Annotated in this window: 9 protein-coding genes and 3 pseudogenes; all 12 read left to right on the top strand. The window is 50.2% G+C overall.

Annotation, left to right across the window (positions count from 1 at the left end; genetic code table 11):
* Positions 1–264 precede the first annotated feature (264 nt).
* The 12 genes and pseudogenes from P2G88_RS02000 to P2G88_RS01940 all read left to right on the top strand — a co-directional run bounded on the left by P2G88_RS02000 (position 265) and on the right by P2G88_RS01940 (position 12,323).
* Entirely contained in the window at positions 265–1,578 is a 1,314-nt protein-coding gene (locus P2G88_RS02000) for an alpha/beta hydrolase (protein WP_275793953.1), read from the top strand.
* A gap of 117 nt (positions 1,579–1,695) precedes the next feature.
* Positions 1,696–2,931, top strand: coding sequence for a molybdopterin molybdotransferase MoeA (gene moeA, locus P2G88_RS01995; RefSeq protein ID WP_275793952.1), 1,236 nt, complete (start codon positions 1,696–1,698; stop codon positions 2,929–2,931).
* Between the two features lie 404 nt (positions 2,932–3,335).
* On the top strand, positions 3,336–3,542 hold the full coding sequence (locus tag P2G88_RS01990) for a hypothetical protein (RefSeq protein ID WP_275793951.1): 207 nt from the start codon (positions 3,336–3,338) through the stop codon (positions 3,540–3,542).
* A 173-nt stretch (positions 3,543–3,715) separates the two neighbouring features.
* Positions 3,716–4,684, top strand: a complete 969-nt coding sequence (moaA, locus tag P2G88_RS01985) for a GTP 3',8-cyclase MoaA (protein WP_275794257.1) — start codon at positions 3,716–3,718, stop codon at positions 4,682–4,684.
* Between the two features lie 86 nt (positions 4,685–4,770).
* Positions 4,771–5,189, top strand: a pseudogene (moaC, locus tag P2G88_RS01980) (cyclic pyranopterin monophosphate synthase MoaC).
* Positions 5,190–5,251: 62 nt separating this feature from the next.
* The gene (gene moaD / locus P2G88_RS01975; protein WP_275793950.1) at positions 5,252–5,497 is read left to right on the top strand and encodes a molybdopterin synthase sulfur carrier subunit; all 246 of its coding nucleotides are present in this window, start codon (positions 5,252–5,254) and stop codon (positions 5,495–5,497) included.
* Between the two features lie 4 nt (positions 5,498–5,501).
* Positions 5,502–5,881 (top strand): annotated as a pseudogene (locus tag P2G88_RS01970) (molybdenum cofactor biosynthesis protein MoaE); the annotation flags it as partial.
* Between the two features lie 58 nt (positions 5,882–5,939).
* A pseudogene (gene modA, locus P2G88_RS01965) lies at positions 5,940–6,722 on the top strand (molybdate ABC transporter substrate-binding protein).
* Positions 6,719–7,405, top strand: a complete 687-nt coding sequence (gene modB / locus P2G88_RS01955; protein WP_275794256.1) for a molybdate ABC transporter permease subunit — start codon at positions 6,719–6,721, stop codon at positions 7,403–7,405. Before modA ends, modB begins: the two are co-directional and overlap by 4 nt.
* On the top strand, positions 7,395–8,459 hold the full coding sequence (modC, locus tag P2G88_RS01950) for a molybdenum ABC transporter ATP-binding protein (RefSeq protein ID WP_275793947.1): 1,065 nt from the start codon (positions 7,395–7,397) through the stop codon (positions 8,457–8,459). Before modB ends, modC begins: the two co-directional genes overlap by 11 nt.
* Positions 8,460–8,592: 133 nt before the next feature.
* Entirely contained in the window at positions 8,593–10,146 is a 1,554-nt protein-coding gene (locus P2G88_RS01945; protein ID WP_275793946.1) for a diguanylate cyclase, read from the top strand.
* 116 nt (positions 10,147–10,262) lie between these two features.
* The gene (locus tag P2G88_RS01940; protein WP_275793945.1) at positions 10,263–12,323 is read left to right on the top strand and encodes a GGDEF domain-containing phosphodiesterase; all 2,061 of its coding nucleotides are present in this window, start codon (positions 10,263–10,265) and stop codon (positions 12,321–12,323) included.
* The last annotated feature ends 258 nt before the right edge of the window (positions 12,324–12,581 follow it).

The raw sequence follows: 12,581 nt of genomic DNA, 5'->3' as shown, positions 1-12,581 counted from the left end.
GTATACAGAGGGCCGCTTGCAGGTAAATACGATTTCCAGCGGCCATCAAAATATATTTGATGCTTGTTGGCCAACTAACACATAGGACCAATCGCTAAAGCCTTGGCATAACAGCCTTGCATGCTGTTGGTTTTGCGACCTAACTGCTTGAAATTGCTATGCATAAAAGAAAAATAGAGAGTGAAATCAGCTAATGAAAAGTTGGCATTTGCGAGCACTTTGCCCACACTCAGGCAAGTTCGGGCACAATAGAGTACAAAAAGAATGACATCACATCTGTTGCGAAGCAGCCTGCTCGCGCCCTTATTGATGATACTGGTCGCCTGCAGCGAGCAGCCACTGGTGCTGCAGCCCTCCGGTAACGCGATCCAAGCCCCCTCCCAAGCCACCTTTGCTGAGTATATAAAGCAAAGCCAAGAACTAATTCTACAGTCGCTCGAACAGGCCCTCCCCAATAATCCCCAGGGTTTTATGGGGGGGTATACCAATCAACAAGCCAGGGATATGCGGGCCCCTTTTGAATGGCAACCCGGCTGCAGTGGAACGGGCAGTGGTAAGGGTTTTTTATTGCTCCACGGGCTTACCGATTCGCCCTTTTTGATGTCGGATATTGCCTCAGACCTAAGGCAAAATTACCCCTGTGCCGTGATCCGGGGATTACTGTTGCCCGGACATGGCACCATTGCCGGGGATAGCCTTGAGATGACTTACCAGCAGTGGCTGGACGCTACCCGCTATAGTGTCGACAGTCTGACCAATATGGATGAAATCAACCAGGTGTTCTTGCTGGGCTTTTCTGCCGGCGCCTCACTGATCATCAAACACTTGGGCCAGTATAACCATGAAAAAATTAAAGGCGTGGTGCTCCTTTCCGCAGCACTAAAGGCCAATAGCAGCTTGATTGCGCTTACCCCCTATCTGCGCCATGTGAAAGACTGGAGCGGTGAGTATCAGGAAGTAGACGCAGCGCGCTATGAATCCTTTTCTCTCAATGCAGCAGCGGAATTTTACCTCCTGACCAAAGGTTTGATGACCGACGGCTACCGCATGCAGCACCCCATGTTGATGGTGATCAGTGCCGATGACAGCACTATCGATGCCACAACCGCCCTTGATTATTTTTGCCAGTCACCCACAGAAAACAAGACCCTGATGTGGTACCAAACAGCGCAATCGGCCAACAAGATTTCGACCCTTAATGTCACGCCAGCCTGTCTGGACAAGGTCATTTACGATAAGAAAACGGAGGAGCCTGGAGCTACCGCTAACTGGCAACGCGAGTTCAATGGCAAATCCTATTTGTTTGCCAATCATGCCCATACCGCTATTACCATAAAACCCGACAATCCCCATTATGGTATCGATGGCAAATACCGACACTGCAGAGGCTATCAGCTTGACGGTGAGGAATATCGTCGCTGTGTTGCCCATAACGATACCAACGACGGCGTGATTGTATTTGCTGAAAGCGGAACCAACGTCGCTCCCGGCCAACTGCTAAGACGCGGCACCTTTAATCCCAACTATAAACGCATGCTGATGCAGATTGTGTTTTTTATCGATGACAGCGGCGCGTAACGCATCTAATTTGAAGGTGATGCATCTTGTGATAGTAACCGATGGTCGCGTGACAGGTGTTAGACCATACGTTTTCTTGTTACGCTTTGAATCCAATACGATTTCAAGGAAAAGCCAATGACCCGAGATGCCTGTCACCATGATGCCCTGATGACCATTGAAGATGCCCTTGAAAAACTGCTTTTACCCATAGTCGCGGTTAGTGAGCAAAAATATTGTCCACTGCTCCAAGCCTATGGCCAGGTGTTGGCTGAACCAGTGATCTCAGCCCTTAATATTCCGCTTTTTGATAATTCGGCCATGGATGGCTTTGCCGTTCGCAGCCAGGATTTGCAACATTGCGATCGCTTAACGCTGCAAGGCAAAGCCATGGCCGGCAGCCCGTTCAACGCCCCCTTAATGCCAGGCAATACGGTGCGTATTATGACGGGTGCCGCCATTCCTCAAGGGGCTGACGCAGTGGTGATGCAAGAACAAACCCAGTCAGAAGGCGAGCAGGTACGTTTTCTGGTCAAGCCTTTGCCAGGCGAAAGCCTGCGTAAAGCCGGTGAAGATATTGCCAAAGACCAGACCGTGCTTCCCCGGGGCAAGCGCCTGAGTGCGGCCGATATCGGCGTTATTGCTTCCTTAGGAATGGAGCAAGTCCAGGTGATACGCCCCCTTAAAGTGGCACTTTTTTCCACCGGTGATGAGTTAGTCGCACCAGGTAATCCGCTAAAAGACGGGCAAATCTACGACAGCAATCGACCTGCCTTGGTGGCCATTTTGAAAAGTTTGGGCGTTGAAGTCGTTGATCTGGGGTTGATTGAGGACAGTAAAGCAGCGCTACGCAGCGCCATGCTGCGCGCCAATGAGTGTGATGCCATGATCTCCTCCGGCGGAGTATCGGTGGGAGAAGCCGATTACACCAAAGCCGTGCTTGAAGAATTGGGGCAAGTCCACTTTTGGAAACTCGCCATTAAACCAGGCAAGCCTTTTGCCTTTGGGCATCTTGGGCAATGCGCCTATTTTGGTCTGCCTGGCAACCCCGTTTCTGCCATGGTGACCTTTCATCAATTGGTATTGCCGGCCCTTCGAAAACTCAGCGGTCAGTCGCCTCGCGCCTCCAATATACTGCAAGCCATTTGCAGCGAAGAACTAAAAAAGGCACCGGGCCGTATGGAATTTCAGCGGGGTATTTATCATCGTGATGCGCATGGTGTGTTGCAGGTGAAAAGCACTGGCAAACAAGGCTCTGGACTGATGACCTCAGTCGCCAAAGCCAATTGTTATATTTTGCTGGCAAAGGATAAAGGAAAGGTGGGGGTAGGAGAAAAGGTAGATATCCAGCCCTTTGATGATTTGCAGTGGTAATACCAAGTCCATTAAATAAGCGGTCAATTCAGAGCGAGTCAGAAAGGCTTAGATCAAGGCGCCGCTTGACTAAGGGCTCCAATCCCTTCGCCTTTGGCCATCCTTCGGATGTTCAAATGTTTTCCAGAAACATTTGTGAAGGCATAGTGGCGTCTACGTCGAGAAGTGGGAACGCGGAGGTAAGCCTTTCTGGCCGCTCCCTGCGGGCGAGGCCAAAATGCCCCCTGGCGTTATTGGGCGCCTTTGATTTAGTCCTACTAAACCTAAAACCCCCCGCCTTGACAGTGAACATTTTGGCTCTCGCTGAATGATCACTTATTTATTGGACTTGGTATAGGGCATTTGGCAAAGTGAGGAATTCTCTCTTAGAGTTAGTTGACCAATACCTAGTTGAGTGTCCCTCAATGTCTGTAGTACAGGAACCATGGAACCGGCCCTTAGAGATTGAAACCCCTGATCTGCCGCAGTTTGAGCTATGGCGTCAGGATGACAACGCCAATGAATTCCTTATCCAAACCTTTCATTGCCGGCAGGAAGCGTTGCTAAAGATGGGGCGTCTTGCCATGGGTGGGCACAAGCAGTTGTATTGGATTAAATCACGTGCCAGTTGACAGATTAAGGCTATTTGTTGCTCTACACAGAGAACTTTTAGGCACCTACCCCATTGAATAACCTTTCTGTCGCAATATCCTTGTCTTTATCCCTGTCTATTGGTTGCAATGCACGAGAAAAATGAAAAAACAAACTTGGCAATAAAGTGAGAGACAATCCCAGGATGAAAGCAATATTGGAAGACAAGTTTGGACGCCGATTTCAGTATCTACGGCTGTCTGTTACCGACGTATGCAACTTCCGTTGCAGTTATTGTCTTCCTGATGGATACCAATGTGATAGTGACCGCGATTTTTTAAGCCAGGCAGAAATAAAAACGATTGCCGCCGCGTTTGCCGGACTCGGCACCCGCAAGATCCGCCTGACCGGCGGTGAGCCCTCATTGCGTAAAGATCTGCCCGAGATCATTGGCCTTTGCGCCAATACCCCGGGCATTGAGCAGGTAGCCCTGACCACAAACGGCTTTAAACTACCACAGATGATAGGCACCTGGGTTGAAGCAGGTTTGAATGCCATCAATGTCTCTATCGACAGTTTAGATCCACGCCACTTCTCGATGATCACCGGTCATGACAAGCTCAATACTATTCTTGCCGGTGTAGATAAGGCCCTGAGCGCCGGTATCCGGGTCAAAATCAACAGCGTAATGCTGCGTCCTTACAGTGGCACCATGCTTGATCAAGCGCTTGCTTGGCTGCGTCATACGCCTGTGAGCTTGCGTTTAATTGAGCTGATGCAAACCGGTGACAATCAGACGTTTTTTAAGCACAACCATGTCTCTGGATTGCCCGTTAAAGAGCGCCTGCTTGAGCAAGGTTGGATACCGGTGATAAGAGAGACTACGGCGGGTCCAGCTCAGGAATTTGCCCACCCCGACTTTGCAGGCCGTATTGGTCTTATCATGCCATACAGCAACGGCTTTTGTGATAGTTGCAACAGATTGCGGGTATCGGCAACGGGCAACTTACACCTTTGTCTTTTTGCTGAAAAAGGCCTGCCCCTTCGAGAATATCTGCAGGAAGCCGATGTCGGGGTGCTGCAAACGCAACTTAAGGCACTGATTGGCCACAAGGAGGCCAGTCACTGGCTGGATAAAGGCTTTACTGGCGCCACAACACATTTGGCTATGCTCGGTGGCTGATACACTGCGTCAAAGCCTGTACGTGTTCATAAGTTCTAGTAGTATCAAATCAATAGTTTCATCTCTGTGTTCACAATGAAGTTGTCATGAACAAACTCAGCCATATCAATGCCGCCGGTGATGCTTCTATGGTGGATGTCAGCCAAAAGCCATCCACTGTCAGAGAAGCCCTGGCAGAGGGTTTTGTGCGGATGCAGGCACAGACCCTGTCGATGATCTTAGCTGGCGAACACGCCAAAGGTGATGTCTTTGCAGTAGCAAGAATCGCAGGGATCCAATGGGCAAAGCAATGCGCCAATCTGATCCCCTTTGCCATCCCCTGATGCTGTCCAAAGTAGATGTGGATTTTGAACCACAAGTGGCACAGCAGCGGGCGCGCATTCTGGGGCGCTGTAATCTCAGCGGCCAAACCGGCGTAGAAATGGAAGCATTAACAGCAGTGTCAGTGGCGGCGCTAACCCTTTTCGATATGTGTAAGGCGGTGGATCCGGCCATGGTGATTTAAGGCATTCGCGTACTAGACAAACAAGGGGGCGAGTCCGGTCATTGGCAAGCCCCGGAGAACCCATGATTAAAGTGTTGTTTTTTGCCAGGCTGAGGGAAGTTTTGGGGTGTGAATCACTGGAATTACCGGCTCAGTTCCCAGATATGGGGAGCTTACGCCAGACGTTGATGAGCCGTGGTCAAGATTGGCAGGAGTTCTTGGCGCCCGGTGCAACCTTAGGTGCGGTTAATCAAACGTTGGCTACTGACGATACCCCGCTTCAAGATGGAGATGAAGTCGCCTTTTTCCCACCGGTCACCGGAGGCTGAGGTAATGGATTATATTGCGGTGCAGGAGCAGGATTTTTGCGTTGCCGAGCAGTATCAGGCTCTTCGTCAAAACAACACCGAAGATGGCGCCATCTGTTTTTATGCAGTTTAGTCAGGAGCCTAAATCAAGGCCAATCAGTCACCTCGCTGACGTTAGAGCATTCCCCTGCCACGCCCCTAAAAAGTCTCAAGGAGATTGTCGAAAAGGCAAGAGCGCGCTGGAGACTGGGTAAAGTGCATTTGATTCACCGGGTGGGCACATTAGCTGTAGCCGAGCAAATCGTATTTGTCGGCGTTAGCAGCGCCCATCGCGGTGATGCCTTTGCTGCCTGTCAGTTTATTATGGATTTTCTGAAAACCCAGGCGCCATCTTGGAAAAAGGAATAAACAAAAGAAGGCGAACGCTGGGTGGAAGCCAATAAGCAGGATCAGGACAAAGGCGATGCGTGGCAATAGCCTGTTACTGACCATCCTTCTGACGCTTTGCACCTTACCGGTGCTGGCCAAGCCTTTACAAGTGGCGGTGGCCAGTAACTTTAAAAATACCCTTTCTGAGCTGGTTGTACTTTTTGAGCAATGCCATGGGCAAAAGGTGGTCTTGAGTAGCGGCGCCAGCGGTAAGCAATACGCGCAAATTCGCCAAGGCGCGTCCTTTGATGCCTTTTTCGCGGCTGACAGCGAACGCCCAAAACTGCTTGAGCTTAACGGGCATGTTGTTACCAATAGTCGCTTCACCTATGCCTTGGGCCGATTAGCTTTATGGACCAAAAAGCCCGAGCTGATGCCACTGGGATACCAGAGTCTGGAAGCGGGTTATCAGCGTTTAGCCATAGCCAACCCGAAGTTGGCCCCTTATGGTCAGGCGGCACAACAAGCGTTGGTGCGCCTGGGACTTTGGGACTTTGGGACTTTGGGACTTTGGGACTTTGGGACTTTGGGACTTTGTCAAAAATAGACTGGTCACAGGTGAAAATATTGCCCAAGCCTATCAATTTGTGCACAGCGGCAATGCTCAGATGGGGTTATCGCCTACGCACAAGTGCTTGAGCAGGAACAAAAGCAACCCGGCGCGGTCATGCACTTGCCCCAGGATCCACTCCATGATCCGATTGAGCAACAAGCCGTGTTGTTGATAAACAGCGAGGCGGGCTGGGAGCTTTTAAGCTTTGTGCGCTCAGAAAAAGCCGAAAACCTTATCCATCAGCGAGGCTACGACTTGCCATAAGCTCCGCTGACGCCGATCTGACCGCACTATGGCTAGCCCTTAAATTAGCCGCCATCAGCACCCTACTGTTATTGCTTATCTGTACGCCGTTGGCCTGGTGGCTGGCCCATAGCCGCTGGCGCGGCAAATTCCTGCTGGAAGCGCTAGTGGCGTTGCCATTGGTACTGCCGCCCACGGTACTGGGTTTTTACCTGTTACTGGCCTTAGGTCCAAATGGTCCCATTGGCAAGCTCATGCAAGCTTTAGGCGGCCCCAGCCTGGCATTTACCTTTAGCGGACTGGTGATTGGCTCCTTGGTCTATTCCCTGCCTTTTGTATTGCAGCCCTTACAAAATGCGTTCGCCACCGTGGGTAAGCGCCCTATGGAAGTAGCAACGACTCTGGGGGCGTCAAAATGGGATGCATTTTTTAGCGTTATTTTGCCCTTGTGTCGTCAAGGCTTTCTAAGCGCCATAGTGCTCGGTTTTGCCCATACACTGGGGGAATTTGGGGTGGTGCTGATGATAGGTGGCAATATCCCGGGCCAGACCCAAGTGGTTTCCATCGCTATCTACGAACATGTGGAATCCCTGCATTATGCCAATGCCCATGGCTTGTCGGTCATCTTGCCGGGACTGTCATTTTTAATGTTGATGGCACTTTATGCCTTTAACCGCAAAGTAAAGTGGATCCATGGGCCTTAAGATCCAAATCTGCCTGCAAAAAAGCGACTTTCAGCTGGTTGTGGATACCACTCTGCCCACCGATGAAATCGTCGCTATCTGCGGGCCTTCGGGAAGCGGTAAAACCTCTGTCTTGCGCGTCCTCGCCGGGCTTGAGCCTACGGTGAGCGGAAACATCATTTTCCAAGACCATTGCTGGCTGAGTGCTCAGCAGTTCGTACCGCCTCACCAAAGAGCCGTGGGCTTGGTCTTTCAGGAACCCGGACTGTTCGCCCATCTGAATGTCAGCGGCAATATTCTGTATGGCCGTAAACGCAGCAAAAACAGTGCACAAGCCATCGATTTAGACCATCTGCTTAACCTGTTGGGGATCAGACATCTGTTGACCCGCCAGGTGAATACTCTCTCAGGAGGCGAGCGGCAGCGAGTGGCTATCGCCAGAGCACTTGCCATCAATCCTCATTTACTGCTGCTGGATGAACCCATGTCGGGGTTGGATGCGGCAAAAAAGCACGAGCTCATTCCATATCTGAAAGATCTGCAACATAGCTTGGCCATTCCCATTATTTATGTCAGTCACGACCATCATGAAATCGCACAATTGGCAGACCATTTGCTGTTGTTGGAAAACGGCCAGGTGAAAGCACAAGGCTCTATACAAGAACTTGCGACTCGTCTGAGTTTACCACTGGCCCATCAGCCGGATGCAGAGGTGATGGTAAATGCCGTAGTAGACGGCTATGACCCGGTTTATCAGTTGCTGCGCCTGACGATAGACGATATCAAGCTATGGGTGCCGGGTAGACAGCGTGCCATAGGAGAAGCCGTCAAAGTGCAGATATTGGCAAAAGATGTCAGTATTTGCCTCGACCGGCCGAGACAAACCAGTATTTTAAATATCCTTGAGACGCAAATTGACAGCCTAATGGATGAAGGCAACGGGCAAATGCTGATCAAACTTTGTCTGCCATCATCAGCGATATTGGCCAGAATTACCCGACAGTCCTCCGAGCGGCTGGCTCTTAAAGCCGGACAAAAGGTATATGCACAAATTAAATCGGTGGCCTTACTCTGAAGAATGCGCTTTTTCTGTTTGTCTTTGTGCAGGCTTGGCATTTTGCTCCTAGTATTGAAAAAGTGCATTTGAATTAGGCATTACTGTGCAATCAATTCGCCGGTATTTCATACAGTTATTGGCAATCTACAGCTTGATCTTAATCGGGCTGTTTTTAGGCTACCGGTTGCTGATTGAATACCCACAGGAGGTGGAAACCCTGAGCCATTATCAGGAGCGCGAGCTGCAAAGCCTGGCCAATGGCCTACAACTGAACCTTACTAACCTCTCCACCATCGTCAGAGACTACGCCCGATGGGATGATACCCACGAATATATGCTCGACCCCGATGCTCCCTCTGATTTTCCCGATGAGAATTTTGTGCCGTCGGTATTTGCCACTTTTGATCTTTTGGCCGTGGGGCTATATGACCTCTCTTTTAAACCACGCTTCAGGCAAGGCTTTGATTTAGAGGAGGAAGATTTCGTTGATATCACTGAAATCATGGAACAGCCTTTGGCCAATACCCTGGCCACCGTCACCTCCCATACGCCCCCATATCAGGGTTGGGTAATGACGGCCCGGGGCCCGGCCGCGTTTGCGATCGATACGGTGACCAATACCGATGAAGATGCGCCGCCAAGCGGCTACCTGGTATTTTTACAGGCGCTGACGAAAGAGCATATCTCTCGGCTCGAACAAATTACTCGTTTAAAAGTGGAGTTATCTGAACCAACTGGCGCCGACGTCGCTTTCCCTTCCCTGACAGAGCCTGAATTGCTGGAGGGTGTGGTGCATCAGCGCCAGCGTGTGTTGTTGGATATCAGTGGTGCACCCATACTAACGATCAATATTTTTCATGAACTCACCGACGATCCCACCGCCATTGGCTGGTCGGAAACATTATTGTTAAGCCTTCTGCTGCTAACCCCTGTCGTTATCGGATTATTTGTCGACCGCTACATAGTTCAGCCACTTCGAAGCAGCACCGCCAGGATCCAGAAAATGGTCGAGAAGCAGAAGATCCGGGAGATCCCCAAAGGCGTGCCCATCAACGAATTGGATCAGATCCGCTGTGCCTTTAACAGTATGGTGCGACTGGTACGCCAACAAAAACAGGCCCTGCGAAAGATGTCGCTCACCGACAGCCTGACCGGCATTGGCAACCGGCGTGACTTCGATGCCTCTGCGCATTATGCCTGGCGAAGAGCCATGCGCAGGCATGACAGTTTTACCTTGGCGTTAATTGACCTGGACTACTTTAAGAATTTTAACGACGCTTTGGGCCATTTGGAGGGTGATCGCGCGCTTCAACAGGTGGGGCTGACCCTCAAAGGCTTTATCCGTCGGGCCGGAGAAAGTTGCGCCCGTTTGGGCGGTGAGGAATTTGCCCTGTTTTTTAGTGGCGAAACCGAGCGTGATGCATTGCAGCGGCTCAATCAATTGCGCATACAGGTTGCCTCTTTGGGGATTAGTCATCCGCAATCCCCCATAGCTAAGGGGCTAACCTGCAGTATTGGCGCCATCCATATCGCCAATCCTGGTGTCGACTACCGGCACCTGAAATTAGAAGAACTACTAACCAAGGCAGATAAGCAGTTATATGGAGCCAAGGCCGAAGGACGAAATAAAGTGTTATTTGAATCCTTCAGCCTGCCTATGAAGAATGAGGAACAACTGCAAGAGCCACCTTCCATCACCCAGTAAATTTGGCAGGGCCGTTGGGAAATGCGCCATCGACCGGTTCAGGCCGCTGAACTGTCTATAATCAATCTTAAATCAGCAAAGCTGCCACGTAGCGGTTCTTAGCATAGAGAGGTTTGATGTCTGAGCGACTAACCAGCGAACATATATTGCATTGTCTTGAAAAAACCGCTGATATCGGTGGTTGGCAAATGGAGTTGCAGACAGGGAAACTCTACTGGACCGATAAAAGTAAAAGCATGCATGGTCGTTCAGTTGATTTTGAGCCTGATATGGATGCCATCCAGCATACCTTCGTACCCACCTTCGATATCATCGTTAACGATATCCGCAAATCTCATGAAAATGGCTATTGCCGCAAGGTGGTGGTTTTACTGCCAAATGGGCAGCAAAAATCCATGCTGGTTCACGGGTCGGTAGAGAAAATTAACGGTCAGGAAGTCATATTTGGTGCTTTTCAGGATGTCTCTATCGGTGAAAGCAAACTGAAACATGCCAGACAGCAAGCCAGCCTCTATCACACTACCATTAACAGTCTGGTAGAAGGGCTGGTGATTATTGACAGCCAGGGCTTGATGCACACCTTTAACAGCGCCGCCGAGCAAATATTTGGTTACTCTGCCAACGAAGTGCTGGGCCAGAATGTTTCGATGCTGATGCCAGAGCCCCATCGTAGTCGTCACGATGGCTATATCCATCATTTTGAAACCTACGGTGAAGCCAAAATCATCGGCATTGGACGCGAAGTGGACGGGGTGCGCAAAAACGGCGAGCAGTTTCCCATGCACCTTGCGGTAAACCCGGTGATGATAGGTGATGAGAACCATTACGTGGGCACCATCAGGGACCTCTCCAGTGAAAAAAATGTAGCCAATAAACTGGAGTGGCTGTCGCACTATGATGAGGTGACTGGCCTGCCAAACCGGACCTTTTTGCTGAACTTTTTAAACCGGCAGACAGAGCTCGTTGGTATGAGCATTTTCGCCATCGATATTGATCACTTTAAGCGCATTAACCTGGCCCATGGCTATAAAGAGGGCAACCTGACCCTGGCACGTATCGGTGAGCGCCTGGCCATGCAGTTTGGTGAGCGCCATTTCCTGTCCCGGGACATGGCCGACCGCTTTTGGATGGTGGTCAGAGACAATGGAAATCAGGCTGCATCGCAAGTGCATGAACTCACGCAGGCTATTCATGAATGTATCGAGAAGCCCATCGAAGGCGAATCCGCCATCCACCACCTGACTTGCTGCATTGGTGTTTTGCTGCTGGACGGTCATCAAGACGGCAGTAGTGTTATCTCCAGGGCGGAAACCGCCCTTTATGAGGCAAAAATCAAAGGCACTGGGCGTTATTGCATCTACAACGCCATAACCAGCCAAAAGCTGCTCAAGGAATATGGCTTGGAAATGTCATTGCGTAATGCCTTGGAGCAAGAAAAGCTGGAATGCTGGCTGCAGCCTAAGGTGAATACCAAGCTTGAAATGGTCTCTGCTGAGGTGCTGGTACGCTGGCGCAAGGAAGACGGCAGCATCGTACCACCGGATCAATTTATTGGTTTGGCTGAAAAAATTGGCCTCATCGCCACGTTGGGCCGATTGGTGCTGCGCCAGTCGGCAAAGATGCTGGCCAAAATCAATCGGTCACATGCCGACTTTAAGCTGGCAGTGAATGTCAGCCCCAAAGAACTGATGGAAACTGACTTTGTTGACCAGCTGCTGGCGTGTTTTCGAAGCGCAGGGGCAAATCTGCATAACCTTACACTGGAAGTGACTGAGGGCACTCTGATTTCTGATATTGATGAGGTCAACGACATCATGCAAAAACTCAGTCTGCATGGCGTAGAGTTGTCCATTGATGACTTCGGCACAGGCTACTCTAACCTGAAGCGCATTCAGGAGCTGGCAGTTTCAGAAATTAAAGTGGATAAAAGCTTTATCCAGCATTGCCGACCCGGTGAACCCGATCATGAACTCGTCAAGGCGATGATGATGATGGCAGCCGCCATGGACTACAAAGTAGTGGCAGAAGGTATCGAAACTCTGGATATGGCCCTAAATGCCTTCCAATTAGGTGCTGACTATCTACAAGGATATTACTTCGGTAAACCCCAGCCCTTCGATAACTTTATGGTGTTACTGGAAAACTTCACCCCCGAATTGGAGTGGCAGCATCGCTAACTGCCATATACCGCCCCTTACTTTTCGAGCCAGTAAATTTCTAAGAATCTCCACAACATAGGGGGCAATCGGGCTGTCAGCTATTTTTACAACGCAATTTTTGGCGGCGATGGGGGTTTTGATCCAGACAACATCAGACCAGTTCAGTCAAGGGACTGAAAGACATGATAAAAAGCTTTTACGGGAACATGAAAGCACTAATACATAAAAACAAACATCAAAGACAAATTACTGACTATATTTCTTACACTTAGCATT

Source organism: Aliiglaciecola sp. CAU 1673 (assembly GCF_029223185.1).
Taxonomy (GTDB): domain Bacteria; phylum Pseudomonadota; class Gammaproteobacteria; order Enterobacterales; family Alteromonadaceae; genus Bowmanella.
The sequence above is the reverse complement of the archived record's forward strand: the minus strand, read 5'-3'. Positions and strand labels throughout refer to the sequence as shown.